Here is a 21510-nt window from a genome sequence, read left to right as displayed (position 1 = left end):
TGATTTACAATACGCGACAAAAAATATGTTGATAACTTTCTCTGAGAACGAAGATGACAAAAAAATATCAGCTAAAAAACTAAAATATAAAATAATTAATAAACCTTTATATATCAGATATTTACTATGTAAAATTGTGGAAAACTAGCGCTAAAATTGATCTCTAAAAATAATTATTAACATTCCAAATTTATTTAAAAAAAAGAACAAAAAAAGTAGCAAACTAACTACGTCTCAGTCCTTAAGGTCTAAATCTAAATTAACCAAAATAATAGCTAATTACAATCTTTAGTTCATATATTTTTAATATTAAATTTATAAGAATTTAAAGCCAACTTAACATCATTGCTAATGGACGATTCAACTTATTTATGTCCAACTGTTAAACAAAAATCTATATAATCTATCCGGAAGAAAAAAACACATTGCAACATATGAGATTAATTGTGAGCTCCAAAAAGGCTATACTATAGAAACAAAAAAGGAGGTCCATATGGATCTCCTTCTTTGTTTCTATAGTGTATAACTTTTATCCGACCATTGAACTGGTCAATTTTCCATTACAAAGTTTTTTAGCTTCTGCTATGATCGCATTTGCATCGTAGTGCGCATTCTTCCACTGTGCATTTTGTTCAGCATGCTCAATGATCTTATCCGGAATACCTAAACGAACCACTTGACTATGATATCCATGATCTGCCATAAACTCCAATACAGCCGAACCTATGCCCCCTTGTAAACTTCCATCTTCAACCGTGATAATCTTATCAAACTTTTTAAAGACCTGATGGAGTAAGACTTCATCTAATGGTTTAGCAAATCGAAGATCATAATGTGCTGGGTGTATCCCTAATTCATTCAACTGCTGTACCGCTTTAACGGCTTCATTTCCTATAGCGCCAAAGCTCAATATAGCAAGCTCTTCCCCTTCTGTTATAAGACGTCCTTTTCCAATTTCTATTTCCGTAAATGGGCGACGCCAGTCTGGCATAACACCATTTCCTCTAGGATATCTAATAACAAATGGACCTTTATTGGGTAACTGAGCTGTATACATTAAATTTCGTAACTCTTCCTCATTCATCGGCGCAGAAACCGTCATATTTGGAACACAGCGCATAAATGCGATATCATAAGCTCCATGGTGTGTCGCACCATCCGCTCCTACCACGCCCGCACGGTCTAAACAGAAAACGACGTTCAGATTTTGCAATGCAACATCATGGATTACCTGATCATAGGCCCGTTGCATAAACGATGAATAAATATTACAAAATGGCAATAGTCCCTGAGTTGCAAGTCCAGCACTGAAAGTAACAGCATGCTGTTCGGCAATACCGACGTCAAATGCACGCTCAGGCATAGCTTTCATCATAATATTCATGGAAGAACCGGATGGCATTGCAGGTGTTATACCCACAATCTTATCATTCTCTTCTGCAAGCTCCACCAAGGTATGTCCAAAGACATCCTGAAATTTGGGAGCTACCGGTTTATCATTCGAAGACTTCTTGATCTCACCGGTAATTTTATCAAATAAACCTGGAGCGTGCCACTTCGTCTGGTCTTTCTCCGCCAACGCGAAGCCCTTTCCTTTGATAGTGACAGCATGTAATAATTTGGGACCTGGTATGTGTTTAAGATCTTCTAGCGTTTTAGCCAATTTTTTAACATCATGCCCGTCAACTGGCCCAAAGTATCTAAAATTTAAAGATTCAAATAAATTAGCATTTTTCAGCAAAGTTCCCTTTATGCTTTTTTCAAGCTTTTTGGCAATGCCAAGTGCATTGGGACCAACTTCTGAAATCTTTGTCAATACTGCTGCTATATCGTCTCTAAATCTATTGTATCGCTTAGAGGTGGTAATGCTTGTCAAATACTCCTTTAATGCACCAACATTCGGATCTATCGACATGCAGTTATCATTTAAGATCACCAAAAGATTTGATTTAGAAATTCCAGCATGATTCAATGCTTCAAATGCCATTCCTCCCGTCAAGGCACCATCACCGATTACAGCAATATGCTGACGGTCTTTCTCACCTTTTATCTGAGAGGCAACAGCCATACCCAGCGCAGCAGAAATAGATGTTGACGAGTGACCAACACCAAATGCATCGTATTTAGATTCAAAACGGTTCGGAAAGCCCGAAATTCCGTTCTCAATTCGATTTGTATGAAATATATCGCGACGCCCCGTTAGGATTTTATGTCCATAAGCCTGATGACCTACATCCCAGATCAATTGATCATACGGGGTATTCATTACGTAATGTAACGCCACCGTTAACTCGACGACTCCCAAACTTGCTGCAAAGTGACCACCATTAACCGAAACCTGATCAATAATAAATTGACGTAATTCCTGACTTAACTGTTCTAATTGGTCTTCCTTTAGCTTTTTAAGATCAGAGGGATCGTTTATTTTACTTAATAGTTCTCCAGCCTCAAACTGCATAGTACTGCTATTTACATGATATGTTCGTACAAAGTAACGACAATTTTATTTAATCTTTAAAATTAAATCGCATTTACATATTGAGGTACAACAAATAAAATAATGAATAGTTTGTATCGAAGTTATTCCAAAAGATTTTATATGTAAATTTGTATAAGATATGCAAGTAGAAGAAGGCTACGAAATCAAGCTTCCTCAATTTGAGGGACCTTTTGATTTATTATTATTTTTTATCGAACGGGATGAATTAAATATCCACGATATACCTATTTCAAAGATTACAGATGATTTTTTATCGTATGTGAGCCAAATGCAAGCGCTCAATATGGAAATGGCAAGCGAGTTTATCTTTGTTGCTTCGACACTGATGCGTATTAAAGCTAAAATGCTCTTGCCTCGTCTAGATCTTGATGAAAATGAGAATGAAATCGATCTTAGAGAAGATCTTGTTCAAAAACTTATTCTCTATAAGCAATTTAAAGAGACCTGTGACGATTTGAGAGTCTTGGAGGAGGATCGTCTCAAACTATACAATCGAGGCAACATACGCTATGATATCCAACAAAGACTAAAATTAGATTCTACCGGAGAAAATTTGGATAGCTTCGACCTTTATAGTCTAATGATGATTTACGAGCAAATGATGTATCAATTCCGTAATCGTCCCCCTGAAGTAACACATACAGTTTTCAAATATCCATACACCATTGAACAACAGAAGAAAGCAATAGCCGAACTAATTGAAATCAATAAAAAATTGGATTTTCAAGAAATTCTTAAAAACTCAGAAAATAAAATACAGTTTGTTTATAACTTTTTAGCAATTCTTGAAATGCTGCAACAGAGATTATTACAGATCGAAGTGGGCTTAGGCTATAACAATTTCAATGTAGGTGAAAGAGATCCAAATGAGGTAGAGGAACTCCGGCTTGAGGAGCAAGAAGCATAAAAAAAGACCTGTTTTGAACAGGTCTTTTTCGTATTAATCTTTTTTCTTAAAAGCATTCCAACCCTGGGCTGTTATCGGATAAAGATTCCCTGACTTGGAAATCATTTCACAGCCTTCAGTACTTGGGGTCATATAACCAATAATGCTAATATCCGGTAAGTTTTTGATTTTATCATGATCAGCCTGAGCTATTGTGAACAGTAGTTCATAATCTTCACCACCATTAAGTGCAGCTACGGTTGGATCAATACCAAATTCCCGCCCCGTATCATAAGTCATCTGATCCAATGGAATCTTTTCCTCATATAATCTGCAACCTTTGTCAGATTGCCTGCAAATATGTAGAATTTCCGATGCAAGCCCGTCTGAAATATCCATCATCGCTGTTGGCTTGATCCCTAGCTTGGCAAATAATTCAACAATGTCTTTCCGGGCTTCAGGTTTCAATTGACGTTCAACGATATAATCCTTTCCCTCTAAATCAGGCTGTACATTGGGATTTTCTAAATAGATATCCTTTTCACGCTCCAAGAGCTGTAAGCCCATATAAGCTGCCCCTAGATCACCAGACACACACAAGAGATCACCTTCCTGCGCACCACTACGATAAACGATCTGATCTGTATCAGCATAACCTATGCTTGTCACAGAAATAACCAAGCCTTGGGCTGAAGCGGAAGTGTCTCCGCCAATTAAGTCGACATTATATTTCTTACAGGCAATCAATGCTCCCTGATAAATCTCTTCTACAGCTTCCAATGGAAATTTTGAGGACAGACCTATTGAAAAGGTAATTTGTGAAGCTATTCCGTTCATCGCGTAAATATCGCTCAAATTGACCTGAACAGCTTTGTAACCTAGATGTTTTAACGGAACATATCTAAGATCAAAATGAATCCCTTCCAACAGTAGATCAGTAGATATCAAGGTTTTTTTACCTCCAAAATCTAGAACAGCAGCATCATCGCCAATCCCTTTAATTGTGGATTTTTCTGTTAATTCTACAGCTTTTTTTATATAATCAATCAAGCCGAACTCACCCATTTCTTCCAAATTGGTTCGCTCGGTGTTTTCAAAATCAAACATGCTAAAAAGTTTAAAAGTTTAATATAGATAATGCCTGCTGATAATCATCTCCCAGAGAGATATCCGGATGGCATTACAAAATAAGTTTTACTATAAGACCAATGCCCCCCTGCTTATACATTGGACTCTTTTCGTTGAACTGCATATAAACAGCTCAACGAAATCATTATTGACCATTGAAAACCAATCAGTTATTATCTTGGTATGATCAAAAATTATGCAGATTTCTATAAGCCTAAACTTGCCGATATTTCCAACATACGTTCAATAGGACGCTGGGCTCGGAGAATAACATCCTCGGGAAGAAGGATTTCAGGCGATTCATACTTCAGACAGTTATATAGCTTCTCAAGCGTATTAAGCTTCATATGCGGGCAATCATTACATGCACAGGCATTATTAGGAGGTGCAGGGATAAAAGTCTTATGTGGACTTGCTTTTTGCATTTGGTAGAGAATACCTGATTCTGTAGCAACAATATAAGCCTGGGCCGTATCTGTCTGGGTAAATTTAAGCATGCCGGCAGTCGATCCCACATAATCGGCTATCGCCAGTATATGATCTTCACACTCCGGATGGGCAATAAACTTAGCATCAGGGTGCTCGCTTTTCAAACGATCAATTTTATCTTGAGAAAAAATTTCATGGACCATACATGCACCATTCCAAAGCACAAGATCTCGTCCAGTTTTCTTTTTAACGTATGCTCCGAGATTACGATCCGGCCCAAAAATGATTTTCTGATCCGCTGGCAGGCTCTCTACGATCTGAACAGCGTTACTAGAGGTACATACGATATCGGAAAGCGCTTTCAATTCCGCTGTACAGTTTACATAAGTGATGACCAAATGATCAGGATATTGTTCCTTAAATTTAGCGAAAAGATGCGGTGGGCAAGAATCTGATAGCGAACAACCTGCTTTGGCATCTGGCAGAAGAACCTTTTTCGTCGGTGAAAGTATTTTAGCCGTCTCAGCCATGAAATGTACTCCAGCAAAAACAATTACATCTGCATCAGTTTTCGCAGCTTCCTGGGATAAACCAAGGCTATCTCCTATATAATCCGCTATATCTTGAATTTCAGACTCTTGATAATAGTGAGCCAAGATGACAGCGTTCTTTTCTTTCTTTAACCGTTGGATCTCTTTAATCAAATCCAGTGAGGGATCAATCGGAGCATCGATATAACCTTTTGCTTGAAGCTCATAATTTACAATTTCCATGCGAGTAGTTTCAACTTTTATGAACAGCAAAAATAAGCATTGTTAGATATATAAAAGTCAATTAAAAGCAAATTAATCAGGTCGTGGTAATATACCGCTCGCTTGAATGTGATGCATTATTAGATAATAACAGATAAAACACTGATATAAAACCTCTTATTAATCAATAATAGATTACAACGGATCTACCGAGTCTAGCTTATTGGATAATGTCAGTTTTCAAATTTGATCGAACAGCTACAACTGTTGCCCAATTACATGATCTTGCAGAACTGACAGTGAAATACCTATTTAAAAAATACAAATTAAACATTTACAAATATTAATAGTTAAATTAATTTATATAAAGTTTAATTACGCAATATTACGTCCATATAAACTCTTTTAGACTTGAATATTTAGGAAACTATTCGAACTCTTCATTTATACCAAAAGCTGAAAGGGTTTATTTCACATTATTTCGATCTTCGAAAATCAGTTTCATCCGCATCCAACCTTCATAGCCTAAGGAACGTTTTTAGGCATATTACAAAACAATGAAAAATATAGCAGAAAAGGAAGCTTTATTTATTAACATTTCAGATTAAAAAACGTTTTTGAGCTCGTATAGGCAAGATTAATGGATTCTGGATTGATCAATAATTTTATATCAAATTCTCAGCGGGTTTATTTTGTAAATTTGGAGTAAACTGTATATGCCTGCAGCATTGAAAGCGTACAAAATAGCTTCGAAAATAAAATAAACGCCCTCAGAATCGTCTATAGTATATTGTATCATCATCTTCCCTAAATATGCCATTCTAATCGCAAATATTTGAAGTTTATATATTTTCCATTTACCAACCACATACAGCAACGGAGGCCAGAATTGGGCGAAAATCAATTTTCATCAATAAAAATACGTCATAGACAATCAATACAAAACAATAATCTCTGGAATAAGTGCTTTTACATTTACATATAAAGATACTAACAGCTTATAGAAATGAATATAGGAATGTAGCGATGTAAATTTATGCCAATTCAGGGTCGATAGCGTTGAATGAAATAGTTCAAATAAACCCTATAAGAATTGGATATTTATAAGAAAATCTAAAAGAGTCAAGTAGAAGCGAATCTAGAAGAGAGTATTTCTCGGAAAATAAAATATATGACTAAATGATGCATACAGCATCCAAAATAAAGCGGATAAGAATTAAATATTGGCTACTATAATATAAGATAGTGAATTTATTTAATTCTAAGAGGCTTTAATGAAATTTTCACAATTCAATTTTACAAAATTCAAGAATAAATGATGGATCCCACCAAAATAGAATAAATTATACCGAGTATCAGATAAGAATCCAGTAAATAACTCCCTCAAAAGCTCAATATAACAGAATCCGAGCGTATATCCGGCTAGACCAAGCATCTAGCGATAATTATAGTATAAACCGCAAAAAATCCAACAAATATAACTTAAAAAATACTAATAAATATAATAACGAAATATAAACTTGTTAAAAAATATAAATTTTCACATTTATATTAAATTTAGTGAATTAAACCGCTTGATAGTCAAATATATAGATAATATTAAAAGATAACACTAAATATGCGACTGACAACGCATTTTCAAAGCAACTTAGTCGCTTAGAATTAAATATTCGAAACAAATAGCGAATCAAGTCAATATATTCAATCCATAAGGGCTTTATTTTAGAAAAATACGCTCTGAGAATGATATAAAAAGATACTCCATAACAATAATCCAGAATATTCGAATCTCACTGATCTAAATTTGGATAATTCCTCCATCTAAGGGATGTTGGGCTGCAAATATAGTAAGATTGTTTGTTCTACAATAAATTATTTGAAGAAATTATTTGCAATCCAAAATTATAAACAAGCTAATTTTAAAATTTCACTTAGATCGCAAAAAATTCACTATTTAAACGCATAGAATGCAATAAAAAGCACTGAAAACAAATTTTGTATAAATATCCAATTTTAACCGGGTTTATTTTTAAACAATAGGCTTGAGATTCTGTTTAAAATTCAATTCCGCCAAAACCAAACCGATATTATAGCCAATCCGAATACGATAAACCGATCCAGGAATAAAAATTCCAATAACCATTAAGGTTCAATTTTCATTTTGAAAAATTTGCTGATAAAATTATAAAATTTCGTAATCCAATTTAAACTCGTTGAGAAGGCCATATTCTAATATTTTTAAAAAAAATAAGCAAATAAGCAATCCTAAAACGACTTAAAATCCAAATAGCAAAATCAAGTAAATTACCTTTTTAAAGAAATTTCAAAGCAAAGATTAGTAGCTATTAGAATTCAATAAAAGAATTTATCTGGTTGAAAACCAAAAATATTGAAATCTCATAGCACCAAAATGAGAATTAAACCATTCCTTCATCAATTTCTATCAGTTACAATCCAATAAAATTGAAATAAGATCCAATAAGGGAAAATATCCAAGTATAAAACGGTTTAAAACTAAATTTTTCCTGAAAAAAATATAAATAACGCGCTGAAACTACTTTAAATCCATATACAAAAAAAAATAAAATAAATATCCAATCCTAAAGCGCTTCAAAAGCCAATAGGAAATTAAAAAAATAATATAAACTCAATTAGAATTAAATATTTCAATAGGGGACTTTATAATTCCCAGATATCGAAATCTAACCGCCTCTAATCGAACTTGACAAAACTAAACAAAGATTTTCGAACGTATTCCACAATCTTTTTTTTCAATAAATACTAATTACTTAAAATAGAAAATCTCTTATTGTTTATTATGGTGTGGAAAAGTGGTATAAATTAGGTTATTTCAATTTTGATTTTAGGTTTTTAATGAGTTTTCAACAATTTTTCAACAGGATTTATCTATTAAAGAGCTGATTTTTAAAATTCTAATTTATCGTATTTTTTATTTTCCATATATTTTTGTTGAATAGTTTTTGTTTAGAAAATGTGGAAATCTATGGATTTTTGTGCGGAAAAATTTTAGAAATAAGGCTTCGAAATAGGGGATTTGTGAATTGTTAAATACTTTTCATTTTTATTTAACCTTTTATTTACACGTTTTCCACATTTTTCGTTAATTTGAATCGTCACTTTTGGGGATAGTTTGTGAATTTTAATTTATATGGCAGATAGAAAGGTAGATTTTTTGGTCATTGGATCAGGTATTGCTGGATTGAGCTTTGCTTTAAAGGCATCGAAATTCGGTAAAGTATTGATAGTCACTAAGTCCAATGAGGATGAGTCTAATACAAAATATGCGCAAGGGGGAGTGGCTGCCGTTGTGGATAAGTCAGATAGCTTTGAAAAGCATATCATTGATACTCAGATTGCTGGGGATGGTTTATGCGATGTTGAAATTGTGGAAAACGTAGTAAGAGAAGCACCGGAACGGATAGCAGAACTTATTTCATATGGGACATCATTTGACAAGGAGGAATCGGGCTTGTATGACCTGGCAAAAGAGGGGGGACATTCAGCTCATCGTATTTTACATTATAAAGATATAACTGGTTACGAAATAGAGCGTGCATTATTGGCTCAAGCACATAGTGATCCCAATATTGAAATTGTAACACATTACTTTGCCATTGATTTGATTACACAGCATCATCTGGGTGAGTACGTGGATAAAAATAGGGAAGACATTACCTGTTATGGAATTTACGCTTTTAATACCTCATCACATTTAGTAGATCAGATTTTGAGTAAGGTCACCGTGATGGCCTCTGGCGGAGCCGGTCATGTTTATTCAAGTACAACAAATCCAACTATCGCGACTGGAGATGGTATAGCGATGGTGTATCGGGCAAAAGGTAAGGTACGTAATATGGAGTTTATGCAATTTCACCCTACTTCTTTATATAATCCAAAGGATTCGCCTGCATTTTTGGTATCCGAAGCTGTACGTGGATTTGGGGGAATTTTAAGGAGGATCAATGGTGAATCTTTTATGGAGGAGTACGATGAACGTGCTTCCTTGGCACCAAGAGACATCGTTGCTAGAGCTATTGATGCCGAGATGAAGAAATCAGGTATAGATTATGTTTACCTCGATATTACGCATCGGGATAAACAGGATATTATCAAGCATTTTCCAAACATTTATGAAAAGTGCCTTTCGATCGGGCTGGATATGGCGAAGGATTTTATACCAGTTACACCGGCTGCGCATTACCTCTGCGGGGGTATCTATGTCGATGATTTTGGACGCAGTAGCCTTGTTAATTTATATGCTTGCGGTGAATGTTCTTCTACTGGACTACATGGTGCAAACAGATTGGCTTCTAATTCGCTTCTTGAAGCACTTGTTTATGCGCATCGTATTTTCTTAGACGCCACAAAGTCGATAGGATTGATTAACCATATTGTTGACGTTCCGGAATGGGATGATTCTAAAACTTCACTTTCAAATGAGGATATTTTAGTAAGTCATAATTTGCGCGAATGCCAAAAGATTATGAGTGACTATGTTGGTATTGTTCGTTCCGATTTTAGGCTGGAAAGAGCCCTTAAACGATTACATCTGTTATATGAGGAGACTGAAGAATTTTATCGAAATACCAGGCTTTCTGTTAAATTGTGTGAATTGCGTAATGTTATTCAAGTCGCTTATATTGTGACAAAATCAGCTATGTTGAGGAAAGAAAGTAGGGGATTGCATTATACAACTGACTACCCTAAACATTCGGAAGTACTACAGGACACAATTTTTTAAGGAATATGGCACTTATTTTACCTGTTTTGGATAAATCTCCATTGATAGCCGAAGAATGCTTCTTAGCACCTAATTCAACGATTGTAGGCGATGTAGAGATTGGGCATCACTGTTCGGTATGGTTTAACGCTGTAATACGTGGAGATGTCAATTATATTCGTATTGGTAATTATACGAATATTCAAGATGGTGCTGTTATACATTGTACCTATAAGAAATGCGGTACAACGATTGGAAATTATGTAAGTATAGGCCACCAGGCTATGGTACATGGATGTATTTTGGAAGACCATGTACTCATTGGTATGGGAGCTATCGTTATGGATAATGCTATTGTTGAATCGAATGTTATTGTAGCAGCTGGAGCAGTGGTGTTAGAAAACAGCCGCTGTGAATCGGGATTTCTATATGCTGGGGTACCTGCGAAAAAGATAAAGGCACTTACTGAAGAGCAGAAAGATCTATTGCAGCAGCTACCACATAATTATGTTCTATACAGTTCTTGGTTTTAGCTTAATCGAATTAGCAGTGTTTTAAATTATTATTTTAGAATGGCCTCAGTTATTCTTTTTTGAGGCCATTCAATGAAAAACTATCTTTTTGTTCCCAATTAGCACGTATCGTAAATACTTTATTTAGATATATAACAGGTTCCGGAAAGGTTTTCTTTTCGACATCTCCGGTATCCCAGATTCCATTATCATTGTCGTCGCGAATTACACGTATGCTATACTTTCCTCCTGGATACTGTTTGTATACGACGGTCGGATTGTTCATGTTTATTTTGTCGACGCGGGAGACTTTATCTTTTTTCTCATTGATTAACTCTACCAGATATGTTATATTGCTATCTAGATCTGTAAAATCAAATGTCAGATCCCCATAGTTTTCACTATCGTCATAAGTCAAATCCAGCTTTTTCTCTTTATTCTGCTCGCCAAAATAGCCTGTTATGGCGCCTTCTGTAAACTCAATTTGGTACTTTTTATCTTTTCTCCAATTATATCGAATATGGTAGATATTGCTATTCGCTGTATCAACGGCAAGTTGGTAATTGGTTCGGACCAATGAGTCTTCTTTGAATTTCAACTTGGTTTTATCTATATTCTTGATCGGTGTGAATGCAGATACCTGAAGGTGTGTAATCCGATCTACTCGCCCATTATTCGGGGTAAAAATAGGATCAATTGTCTGCTCTATTTTTACATTCCCTTTTCTAATTAGAATGGTGTCCAATGGCCTTTCATTTTCTGTCAGAACCAGCTTTAGGGAGTCTATTTTTAAATTTGGAATAAACAAAGTAGCGGAGTCTGATGTATTTGAAAAGCGTACTATTTTATCCTTGTTGTTTACTTCATCATTTAGGATATTGAGTTTGGGTTTGTCCACTCGCCTGTTAAAAATAAGAAGTATACTTCCATTTTTTTCAAATTTCTTCTCTTGCGTTCTAAACTTTTTTGGGGTTCCTTTGAATATCTCCAAATTGATATTGTTTAAGTCTCGCGCTAGCACGATAGAGTCTTTTAGGAAACCTATTTCTTCATCAGCGCCATTATAGATCCTATCATTGTTCTTTTCTTGAAGTGCGTAAATGCGATAGGTTCCTTCTCTCAAATTGTTTAGTTTGTAATTGCCTGCAGTGTCTGTTGTCGTAAATATATTCGCTTTCTTCTTCCCGAAAATGGAATCTTGGCTAGTGGGGATCAATAAGACTTTAACATCTTTTTGGACCTCTTTGGTCACTGCGCTTTTTACATTACCGGATATACTGAGCGAATCTATTTTGTCTCCTGTTGCGAATACATAAGCATAATTGACCAGTGCATTTCCTGCGTTATAATCGACTAGTCCTTTACCGAAATATATGCTGTAAGTTGTATTTTTTTCGAGAGAATCAGGTAAGGTAATTTCTAGATTTTTTTTCTTGACCTTGAATTCTGGGTTACTCCCCATGTCTGGCGTAATACTGAATTCTTTTTGCTGATTTGCCAGTTTGATATACTCGTCGAAAGTGATAACTATTTTTTTTGCTGTAAAATTCTTCGAAAAATTCGTAGGACTTTCCAGTAGTATTTTCGGGGGAATGGAATCTTTTGGCCCCCCCGTAGGCTGTTGTATGCTCGCACATTGTATGGACAAGCCAATAAGCATAATAAACATGCTTAAAATAAGTAATCTTGTTTTTAAGCTACTTTTTAGCCTTTTTGAACCACTTTTATTTTCTTTTAAAGAAGTTGTCATAAAAAATAGAATATTGTCTTAAATCGCTTATTTTAAGCTATGTAATATTTTATATATAAGTATTTGTATATCAGTTATTTAACTCATATGTACCATCAATACAGTGATATCGGAAGGTGAAACACCCGAGATTCTTGAGGCTTGTCCCAGTGTACGTGGTTTTACCTTTGATAGCTTTTGTCTTGCCTCAATGGATAATGACGTTAGCAAGCTGTAGTCGAAATCAGGGTTTATTTCTCTATCTTCCATCTTCTTCATACGATTAACTATTTCCATTTCTTTATCGAAATAGCTTTCATATTTGAGATTGATCTCTGCTTGTTCGATGGTGTCGTTATCAAATTGGGATACATAATTTGCAAAGCCTTCATCTCCTTTCAGAATATCGTGGATACCAACTTGTGGTCTCGCAAGTACATTACTCAACCTTGTTTTCTGAGGAAGAGCGCTCGAGCCAACTTCTGCTAATACTGCATTCATCTTTTCGACATTGGTTGAATTTTGTTTTAGATACTCAATTATTTTAGTTGAGTTATCAATTTTGTCTTGCACTTTTTTGAGTCTTTCTTCTCCTACTAATCCCAATTTATAAGCTAATGGGGTTAGGCGAATATCAGCATTGTCCTGGCGCAAAAGTAGACGATGTTCTGCTCTTGATGTAAACATACGGTATGGCTCTTCAGTTCCTTTTGTTACGAGATCATCGACCAATACACCTATATAAGATTCGGATCGTTTTAGAATAAGTTCCTTATCATCGTTGATGCGTTGATGCGCATTTATCCCGGCTAGGAAACCTTGAGCGGCGGCCTCTTCATAACCAGTAGTCCCATTGATTTGTCCTGCAAAAAATAGATGTTTCACCAATTGGGTTTCTAGGGTTAGATCCAATTGCATTGGTGGAAAGTAGTCGTATTCTATGGCATAACCTGGTCGGTACATCTTTGCATTTTCAAAACCAGGGATTAATTGCAAAGCTTTTAATTGTACATCTTCCGGCAATGAAGTCGAGAATCCATTGACATAGATTTCTACTGTTTTAAAACCTTCGGGCTCCACGAATATCTGATGTCTTTCACGCTCGGCAAAGCGATTTATTTTATCTTCTATAGAAGGGCAATAACGCGGACCCAATCCTTTGATGCGTCCCGTAAACATGGGTGATTTTTCAAACCCAGTACGAAGCATTTCGTGAACTTTATCGTTTGTGTAGGTAATCCAACAACAGCGTTGCTCAGTAGGTATTTCTACATCTGTATAAGAAAACCGCCCTCTTTTTTCGTCGCCCCACTGTTCTTCCATTAATGCATAGTTGAGGCTTCTCCCATCTATGCGTGGTGGAGTTCCTGTCTTCATTCTTCCTGATTCGAAACCAAGGGAAACAAGTTGTTCGGTTAAACCTGTGGCTGCCTTCTCTCCTGTTCTACCGCCTCCAAATTTCTTATCGCCAATGTGAATTACACCATTTAGAAAAGTTCCATTGGTCAGTACCACAGCGTCCGATTCTATTTCTATTCCCATCGAAGTGATGACACCGCAAGCTTTTCCATTTTTGACGATAACTTCTTTTACGGTATCTTGCCACATATCTAAATTTGGAAGAGACTCCAATTGTAACCTCCATTCTTCAGCAAAACGCATTCGGTCATTTTGTGTACGTGGACTCCACATAGCTGGACCTTTCGAAAGATTGAGCATTCGGAATTGAATGGTTGATTTATCTGCTACGATACCAGTATATCCGCCCATAGCATCAATTTCTCTTACAATTTGTCCTTTTGCTACACCACCGATAGCGGGGTTACAACTCATTTGGGCTATTACTCCCATATTCATTGTGATGAGTAAAGTGGACGAACCTAAGTTAGCTGCTGCCGCCGCTGCCTCACATCCGGCATGCCCCGCACCAACGACAATTACATTATATTTTTTAAACATTTTTCTATTCTTGTTCCACGTGAAACGTGGTATTTTTATTTCTTTGTAAATTTACGTTTTCTTTGTGTTCCACGTGAAACCTCTGGTGAAATTTTACATAAAATCAGCAAGATATAACCATCTTTCGGATTTATCGTCTATCTGTTTTTGGATAGATTGAATTTCTTCCGCTAAGGAAGAAAGTTTTAGATGATCTGTTACCTGGTTTAGTTCCTCCGTTTTTAATGCTACTTGTGTTTCCAGTTTCTCGATTTCTTCTTCTAGTTTGTTATATTCCAATTGTTCCTTGTACGAGAGTTTTTTCTTTTCCTCTTTTACAATTGGCTTTACCTGTTCTTGGCTTATCCTTTTTTGTTTTTCCTTTTCTAATTTTTGAATTTCTTCCTGTTCAAGTTTAAAGTCGGCATAATTTCCATTGTATATCTGCACGATCCCCTTTCCTTCAAAAATGAAAAGTTGATCCGTCAATTTATCTAATAGATACCTGTCGTGTGATACTAATATGAGTACTCCTTTGTAGTTGTCAAGAAAATCGTCCAGCACGTTTAATGTATCAATGTCCAAATCATTGGATGGTTCATCCAGGATTAAGAAATTTGGATTCTTCATTAAAACACGCATTAATTGAAGTCTTTTTTTCTCCCCTCCACTTAATTTGTTAACGAAACCAAATTGTTTTTCAGGAGGAAATAAAAAGTGGGTTAGCAGCTGTGAAGCTGTGATTACTTCCCCATTTGCCATTTCAATATAGTCTGCTATATTTTTTACAACATCTAATACTCGATCGTTTTCATTTACTTCCAAACCTCCCTGTTTATAGTAGCCATATACTGTGGTTTCCCCTACTGCTATAGACCCTGTATCAGGTTTTTCTTCTCCCGTGATTAAATTAAGAAAGGTTGATTTTCCAGTACCATTTTTTCCAGCTAGACCAATACGATCACCTTTTTTAAAGGTGTATGAAAAATCATGTATGATTTCCTTTGCTCCATAACGTTTGGCAACATGTTCTAGTTCGAGTATTTTTGAACCCTGTCTGCTTACTTTTACACTGAGTTGTACCGAGTCGTTTCCTTTAATTGCTTTAGATTTTTCTTCCAAGTCATAGTATGCTTCAATACGTGATTTGGATTTGGTACCACGTGCCTGTGGTTGACGACGCATCCACTCCAATTCACGGCGAAGTAGATTTCTGCTTTTCTCAACCATAACCGCATCAATAGTTTCGCGTTCGGACTTCTTTTCTAGAAAATAAGAATAGTTACCTTTATAGGTAAAGAGATTGCCCCTATCCAGCTCTCGAATCTCAGTACAGATATTATCCAAGAAGTAGCGATCGTGCGTTACTAAAAGAACGGTTTTGCTACCTGTTGTTAGTAGTTTTTCTAGCCATTCAATAGTCTCTATATCCAAATGGTTGGTGGGTTCATCTAATATATAAATATCCGGATCGTCTATCAAAAGCTTGGCTAGCGCAAGGCGTTTTCGTTGGCCTCCTGATAAACTTTTGATATCTTGATGGAAATCCATAATGTTTAAACGATTAAGAATCGTCTTAATATTATGTTCATACTCCCAGGCATTCAATGAACTTATTTTTTCTGTAAGATCTTCTAATTTTTTCTGATCGATATCAGTTTCCAATAACAGCTCCTCGTACTCACGGATAAGACGTTGTTGATCGTTGTCTGTACTATAAATAAAATCGTTGATTGATTTTAATCCTGTGAAATCAGGATCCTGTTCTAAGAAACCAATTTTTATACCTTTTTCTTTTACAACTTTTCCTGAGGTTGGTAAGATTCGCTCTGCTAAAATAGCGAGTAAGGTTGATTTACCTGTGCCATTGATTCCGACCAAGGCCACACGTTCTCCCTTCTGGAGACCGAAATGTAAATCTTTAAAAAGCCATCGATCATGGAAGGAATGGCTTACTTGTTCTGTAGCTAAAATACTCACGTTATATCACCCTAAATTATATTCAGTCAATTTACACGCCAAAACACTACCAGGAGGTTTCTTCTCTAGGTAGTTTATATCGTGTTGATAATCAATACTTTATTTATATATCTATTGATTATCAGTTATTTATATATTGAATCAATAATCGTTTTGATTGTTGACTAATTTAATCTATCGGGTGGCATACGATCAAATGCTAGCATTTACCATCGGGTAAAATTAGTATATCCCGAGGTTGGCATGTTCATTTGGAATGCTCGCAAAAATAAAGAAATAGTTTCTTATTCGATGCGAAAAAAGCTTCGTTATTTGATTAATTGGCAATAATGATACTGCCTTGATAAAATTAATTCAATGCGTAATCAGCTATCAGATTGAAACGTGGTATTTCAACTTGAAAGCTGCCGTTGTCCAGTGTTCGGATCATATTGTAATATCCTTCCATGAATCCGAATTCGCTATTGAGATTGCAACCTGAGGTATACTGATGAGTCTGGCCAGGTTCTATAATAGGTTGTTCGCCTACTACCCCTTCTCCAGATACCTCCCTATAGTCTCCTTTTGCGTCAAAGATTTTCCAATAGCGACTTATCAATTGAACCGTGTAATCGCTGAGATTTTCTATGCTGATATGATAAGCAAACATGAAATGTTCACGGTCCGGATTCGAATACTCTGATTGATAGATGGTTTCAACCGAGATTTTTACGCCTTCTGTAATTTGTGTGATCATTTGAATGATGTTTATTGTTGCAATGAATATTTACGCTAAAATACTAATAATGAGTTTAAAAATCGAAATTATAATCATTTTAAAAGGTTAAATAATGCTAAGTTTAAAATTAGTATAGCCAAATGGACCTTAATTAGTAGGTTTGTATTATGGCAAATGGTATCTTATATTTAATTCCTGTTCCATTGAGTGATGACGCAGCTTTCCAATCGTTTACTGCATATTTAGTGGAAACAATCAATTCATTGGACGAGTATATTGTAGAAAATGAAAAAACGGCTCGTAAGTTTTTAAAACTTGCAGGTTTAAAGATTCCGCAGAGCGAACTAAAAATTCATGATTATGGAAAACATGCGCGGGATAAGGGAAATATAAACGACTTTTTGGGAGGCTTGAAACAGGGCAAAAATGTTGGTTTAATGTCTGAGGCAGGATGTCCTGGTGTTGCTGACCCTGGAGCTTCTATTGTAGCACGGGCACATCAATTGGGTATTAAAGTAGTTCCTCTTGTTGGACCAAGCTCTATTTTACTAGCGCTTATGGCTTCTGGATTTAGCGGTCAGAAATTTGCTTTTCATGGGTATTTACCTATCGATAAAATTGATCGAGCTAAGGAAATTAAAAATCTCGAACAACAATCAGCACGCGAAAAGCAGACTCAGATTTTTATTGAAACTCCATTTAGAAATAATCAGCTTTTGGCTGATCTACTAAAAATATGTAAACCTTCCAGCTTACTCTGTGTTGCGTCAAATGTGACTGCGGCCGATGAAAATATCCAAAGTTTGACGATTGGTGAGTGGAGAAAACGATCGTATGATTATCATAAAAAGCCTACTATTTTTTTACTTTATGCATGATGTTTTTATAGCTCCCCCCTACCCTATCTTCCTTGATGAAGTTTAGTTGAGAAGCTAAAAGCTGTTTTTATTCGATTGAATCATGTTTTATTAAAGTAAGTGAGTGGTCACATTTAGTTTTTAATAAAAATGTAAACTGGCTTATCTATACAGTTTCTGAACAGATTTTGTGAAGTGTAGAGTATGTTTTAATATATAACACAATGAATTACTGTAAATTACTGTTTATTATATTTTTCTTTTCATTAGTTGGATTCGGTAAAGATGTTTCTGCGCAGTCTTCTACGTATGTGATCGTCCATGGAGCTTGGGGTGGTGCTTGGCAGTTTAAAAATACTGCAGTTGAGTTAGCGAAGAAAGGAAATGAGGTTTACCGCCCTACACTAACAGGCTTGGGCGAGCGTTATCATTTAGCAGATACCTCTATTCGATTGCAAACTCATGTCAATGATGTTGTAAATACGATTCTGTTTGAAGATCTTCATGATATTATACTGGTGGGACATAGTTATGGTGGTATGGTAATTACGGCTGTGGCCGATAGTCTTCCGGATAGAATACGTAAATTGGTTTACTTGGATGCTATACTTCCAGAGGATCAGCAATCCGTAATAAACTTAATGGGGAAATCTACTGCAGCAAATGGGCTGTTAAAATTAGAAAAGGATGGTTATATTTTTCCTTTCTGGGTGAAGGACGTTAAGAAGCTTCCTAGAGATGTCCCCCACCCGCTAAAAACAATGACAGATAAGATTAATTTAAAAAATCCGAAACGACTTATGATCCCAAGTACATACATTTTGACTTATACGGATGGTACAGCAATTGAGGAGGACGATTTTTACCCGTTTTATAAGAAAGCTAAAACCATGGGTTTTAAAACAATCGAATTTGTTGGAGATCATAATCCACAAATAAAAAGGTTGAAAGAATTAGTAGATTTGTTGGAACAGGAATAATAAATAAGCAATAAATAGTTCAATGACGCAAGAGGAATTAATAAAAGAGTTAAGTAAGCCTGAAGTAATTTATACCGCTATGGGTATTGTGGCTATACGTATTATTGTATGGCTTTTATTTGCAAATACAATTCGAAAGACCTTAAAATTGGTCGCTAAAGAAAATAGATTAATGACGCCTAACCAATCCTGGTTAGCTGCCATTCCGCTGGTTAATATTTATTGGAATTTTCAGGTTGCTTCGCGTCTAAGGGATTCTTTGATCAATGAATTTTATGATCGGAAAATAGCTGTGGAAGAAAACCCTACGTTTAGGAAAGGATCGCTATATGCATGGATTTACTTGGCCACAAATATTCCACTCCCACTTTCCTTTTCCGGTGTACTGATCATTATGCATTTTGTGACCTTGGCTAATTATTGGTTTGAAATTAACGCGAATAGAAGAATTTTGGAAGAACATAATAAATTTAGAGAAAAGGAGGTAATTGTAGACCATGAAAATTAAAGAAGTCATTGATTATTTGGAGCAATTGGCTCCTTTAGATTTGCAGGAGTCTTATGATAATGCTGGGCTTATTGTGGGCGACGCCAATAGAGAGATTACAAAAGTGCTCATTTCTTTGGACTGCACAGAAGCTGTTGTAAAAGAGGCCATTGATAAAGGATGTAATTTAATTATTTCGCATCATCCTATTGTTTTTAAGGGCTTAAAAAAATTTAATGGAAAAAATTATGTGGAGCGTACGGTTATTAAAGCAATTGAACATAAAGTTGCATTATATGCCATTCATACAAATCTCGACAATGTTACCGGTGGAGTGAACACGAAAATTGCCGATAAATTGGGATTAGAAAATCAGGCTATACTGGAATCTAAAACAGATGTATTGCGAAAAATGGTCGTTTTTGTACCAAGGAGTCATGTTGAAGATGTCCGACAGGCATTGTTTGATGCGGGTGCAGGTAAAATCGGAAAACACTATGATCAATGTAGTTTTAATACGGCAGGTTATGGTAGTTTTAGACCTTTAAAAGGGGCCGATCCTACCATTGGAGAGATTGATGTTCAAGAGCGTGTAGAGGAAACACGAATTGAGGTTATCTACCTGAAATCTAATGAAAGGAAGTTACTTTTAGCACTCTATGAAGCTCATCCCTATGAGGAAGTAGCTTATGATTTGTTTGATATTCAAAATACGGCCACTGAAATTGGTGCTGGAATGATTGGAAATTTGGCTGAACCAATGGCTGAATTGGAATTTTTAGCTTATCTTAAGGACAAACTGAGGTTGAATGTCATTCGTCATACAGCCTTATTAGATAAAAAAGTTAGTCGTGTAGCTGTCTGTGGTGGCTCGGGTGGATTTTTACTTGGTGCAGCCAAACGTTCTGGCGCTGATTTTTTTGTTACAGCAGACTATAAATATCATGAATTTTTTGATGCTGAAGGTGAAATAGTGATTGCAGATACGGGACATTTTGAGAGCGAACAATTTACGCAAGAATTATTGTACGACATTATTACGAAAAAATTTCCTAACTTTGCAACCTTAACAACAGAAATAGATACAAATCCTATAAAATACTACAGTTGATGGAACAAACCGTAGAACAAAAATTGAAAGCATTATGGCTTTTACAAGCCATACATACTAAAATAGACAAAATTCGCCAAGTTCGTGGTGAATTGCCTATGGAAGTTGCAGATCTTGAAGATGAGATTGCGGGTTTAGAAACTCGTATTGAGAAGATCAGAATAGACTTAGACGATTTAGAAGATTCGATCGTTAAGCGTAAAAACATGATTAAGGATGCCCAAGCTGCTATCAAAAAATATGAGTCGCAGTTAAATGAGGTAAAAAATAATCGTGAATACGACGCTATTTCGAAAGAAATCGAAATTCAAGGTCTTGAGATTCAGGTTTGTGAAAAAAGAATTAAAGAAGCAGAATTCGAAATTCGCAACAAGACAGAAAACTACGATACTACTGTAGGTAATCTTGAGTATAGCAAAAACGAGCTTGAGGGAAAAAAGAAAGAATTGGAAACAATTACTTCTGAAACTCAAAAGGAAGAAGATGCATTATTGGCTAAAGCTGCTGAGGCCGAGGCTAATATCGAAGAACGCTTAGTAAAGGTATATTACCGTTTACGTAACTCGTTCAAAAACGGACTTGCTGTTGTTTCGATTGATCGCGATAGCTGTTCAGGATGTCATAATAAGATTCCTGCTCAAATGCAATCAGAAATACGTCAACGTAAGAAAATCATCATTTGTGAGCACTGTGGTCGCGTTTTGGTCGATGAAGGAATTGTGTTAGAAATCGAACAAGAATACGGTTTCTAATCTTCAATAG

Annotated in this window: 15 protein-coding genes; 8 read left to right on the top strand and 7 right to left on the bottom strand. The window is 35.7% G+C overall.

The genetic code is table 11. The features are described from left to right. Positions 1–529: 529 nt before the first annotated feature. Positions 530–2458 (bottom strand): 1-deoxy-D-xylulose-5-phosphate synthase, encoded by a 1929-nt coding sequence (gene dxs, locus CBM24_RS27095; RefSeq protein WP_088163404.1) that lies wholly within the window; start codon positions 2456–2458, stop codon positions 530–532. A gap of 160 nt (positions 2459–2618) precedes the next feature. Between dxs and CBM24_RS27090 the strand changes: the two genes are divergently transcribed. Then, the gene (locus CBM24_RS27090) at positions 2619–3407 is read left to right on the top strand and encodes a segregation and condensation protein A (protein WP_088163403.1); all 789 of its coding nucleotides are present in this window, start codon (positions 2619–2621) and stop codon (positions 3405–3407) included. A 33-nt stretch (positions 3408–3440) separates the two neighbouring features. Here the strand turns inward: CBM24_RS27090 and thiL are convergent, their stop codons facing one another. Together thiL and nadA are read right to left on the bottom strand one after the other, a co-directional pair. Continuing rightward, positions 3441–4493 carry a thiamine-phosphate kinase gene (gene thiL / locus CBM24_RS27085; RefSeq protein WP_088163402.1) on the bottom strand — a complete coding sequence of 351 codons (1053 nt, stop codon included), beginning with the start codon at positions 4491–4493 and terminating at the stop codon, positions 3441–3443. Between the two features lie 227 nt (positions 4494–4720). Then, positions 4721–5716 carry a quinolinate synthase NadA gene (gene nadA, locus CBM24_RS27080; RefSeq protein ID WP_088163401.1) on the bottom strand — a complete coding sequence of 332 codons (996 nt, stop codon included), beginning with the start codon at positions 5714–5716 and terminating at the stop codon, positions 4721–4723. A 3148-nt stretch (positions 5717–8864) separates the two neighbouring features. Here nadA and nadB point away from each other — a divergent pair. Further along, on the top strand, positions 8865–10457 hold the full coding sequence (nadB, locus tag CBM24_RS27070; RefSeq protein ID WP_088163399.1) for an L-aspartate oxidase: 1593 nt from the start codon (positions 8865–8867) through the stop codon (positions 10455–10457). Between the two features lie 5 nt (positions 10458–10462). Next, positions 10463–10969, top strand: a complete 507-nt coding sequence (locus CBM24_RS27065; protein ID WP_088163398.1) for a gamma carbonic anhydrase family protein — start codon at positions 10463–10465, stop codon at positions 10967–10969. 49 nt (positions 10970–11018) lie between these two features. Here the strand turns inward: CBM24_RS27065 and CBM24_RS27060 are convergent, their stop codons facing one another. From CBM24_RS27060 to apaG, 4 genes are all read right to left on the bottom strand, one after another. Further along, complete coding sequence (locus CBM24_RS27060; protein WP_088163397.1) at positions 11019–12698, bottom strand: Ig-like domain-containing protein; 1680 nt, start codon at positions 12696–12698, stop codon at positions 11019–11021. A gap of 78 nt (positions 12699–12776) precedes the next feature. Further along, positions 12777–14636: a tRNA uridine-5-carboxymethylaminomethyl(34) synthesis enzyme MnmG gene (mnmG, locus tag CBM24_RS27055; protein WP_088163396.1), complete on the bottom strand. Its 1860-nt coding sequence runs from the start codon at positions 14634–14636 to the stop codon at positions 12777–12779. Positions 14637–14729: 93 nt separating this feature from the next. Beyond that, complete coding sequence (locus tag CBM24_RS27050; RefSeq protein ID WP_088163395.1) at positions 14730–16595, bottom strand: ABC-F family ATP-binding cassette domain-containing protein; 1866 nt, start codon at positions 16593–16595, stop codon at positions 14730–14732. 349 nt (positions 16596–16944) lie between these two features. Beyond that, positions 16945–17331: a Co2+/Mg2+ efflux protein ApaG gene (gene apaG, locus CBM24_RS27045; protein ID WP_046673176.1), complete on the bottom strand. Its 387-nt coding sequence runs from the start codon at positions 17329–17331 to the stop codon at positions 16945–16947. A gap of 149 nt (positions 17332–17480) precedes the next feature. On the opposite strand from apaG, the gene CBM24_RS27040 reads away from it, so the two are divergent. The 5 genes from CBM24_RS27040 to CBM24_RS27020 all read left to right on the top strand — a co-directional run bounded on the left by CBM24_RS27040 (position 17481) and on the right by CBM24_RS27020 (position 21500). After that, on the top strand, positions 17481–18191 hold the full coding sequence (locus CBM24_RS27040) for an SAM-dependent methyltransferase (RefSeq protein ID WP_088163394.1): 711 nt from the start codon (positions 17481–17483) through the stop codon (positions 18189–18191). Positions 18192–18394: 203 nt separating this feature from the next. Then, the gene (locus CBM24_RS27035) at positions 18395–19150 is read left to right on the top strand and encodes an alpha/beta hydrolase (protein WP_088163393.1); all 756 of its coding nucleotides are present in this window, start codon (positions 18395–18397) and stop codon (positions 19148–19150) included. A 22-nt stretch (positions 19151–19172) separates the two neighbouring features. After that, complete coding sequence (locus CBM24_RS27030) at positions 19173–19658, top strand: hypothetical protein (protein WP_088163392.1); 486 nt, start codon at positions 19173–19175, stop codon at positions 19656–19658. Further along, positions 19648–20748: a Nif3-like dinuclear metal center hexameric protein gene (locus tag CBM24_RS27025; RefSeq protein WP_088163391.1), complete on the top strand. Its 1101-nt coding sequence runs from the start codon at positions 19648–19650 to the stop codon at positions 20746–20748. The genes CBM24_RS27030 and CBM24_RS27025 overlap by 11 nt, the downstream gene beginning before the upstream one ends. Then, positions 20748–21500: a zinc ribbon domain-containing protein gene (locus CBM24_RS27020; protein WP_046673181.1), complete on the top strand. Its 753-nt coding sequence runs from the start codon at positions 20748–20750 to the stop codon at positions 21498–21500. The genes CBM24_RS27025 and CBM24_RS27020 overlap by 1 nt, the downstream gene beginning before the upstream one ends. The last annotated feature ends 10 nt before the right edge of the window (positions 21501–21510 follow it).

The organism is Sphingobacterium sp. G1-14, from assembly GCF_002196555.1.
Lineage (GTDB): Bacteria > Bacteroidota > Bacteroidia > Sphingobacteriales > Sphingobacteriaceae > Sphingobacterium > Sphingobacterium siyangense.
This window is presented reverse-complemented; position numbering and strand designations above follow the sequence as displayed.

What these genes read in the sequence shown, in the direction of transcription:
- CBM24_RS27035 (WP_088163393.1), top strand. Translation starts at nt 18,395, where the DNA reads ATGAATTACTGTAAATTACTGTTTATTATATTTTTCTTTTCATTAGTT.
- CBM24_RS27030 (WP_088163392.1), top strand. Translation starts at nt 19,173, where the DNA reads ATGACGCAAGAGGAATTAATAAAAGAGTTAAGTAAGCCTGAAGTAATT.
- CBM24_RS27065 (WP_088163398.1), top strand. Translation starts at nt 10,463, where the DNA reads ATGGCACTTATTTTACCTGTTTTGGATAAATCTCCATTGATAGCCGAA.
- thiL (WP_088163402.1), bottom strand. Translation starts at nt 4,493, where the DNA reads ATGTTTGATTTTGAAAACACCGAGCGAACCAATTTGGAAGAAATGGGT.
- CBM24_RS27025 (WP_088163391.1), top strand. Translation starts at nt 19,648, where the DNA reads ATGAAAATTAAAGAAGTCATTGATTATTTGGAGCAATTGGCTCCTTTA.
- dxs (WP_088163404.1), bottom strand. Translation starts at nt 2,458, where the DNA reads ATGCAGTTTGAGGCTGGAGAACTATTAAGTAAAATAAACGATCCCTCT.
- CBM24_RS27020 (WP_046673181.1), top strand. Translation starts at nt 20,748, where the DNA reads ATGGAACAAACCGTAGAACAAAAATTGAAAGCATTATGGCTTTTACAA.
- CBM24_RS27060 (WP_088163397.1), bottom strand. Translation starts at nt 12,698, where the DNA reads ATGACAACTTCTTTAAAAGAAAATAAAAGTGGTTCAAAAAGGCTAAAA.
- apaG (WP_046673176.1), bottom strand. Translation starts at nt 17,331, where the DNA reads ATGATCACACAAATTACAGAAGGCGTAAAAATCTCGGTTGAAACCATC.
- CBM24_RS27040 (WP_088163394.1), top strand. Translation starts at nt 17,481, where the DNA reads ATGGCAAATGGTATCTTATATTTAATTCCTGTTCCATTGAGTGATGAC.
- nadB (WP_088163399.1), top strand. Translation starts at nt 8,865, where the DNA reads ATGGCAGATAGAAAGGTAGATTTTTTGGTCATTGGATCAGGTATTGCT.
- CBM24_RS27090 (WP_088163403.1), top strand. Translation starts at nt 2,619, where the DNA reads ATGCAAGTAGAAGAAGGCTACGAAATCAAGCTTCCTCAATTTGAGGGA.
- mnmG (WP_088163396.1), bottom strand. Translation starts at nt 14,636, where the DNA reads ATGTTTAAAAAATATAATGTAATTGTCGTTGGTGCGGGGCATGCCGGA.
- nadA (WP_088163401.1), bottom strand. Translation starts at nt 5,716, where the DNA reads ATGGAAATTGTAAATTATGAGCTTCAAGCAAAAGGTTATATCGATGCT.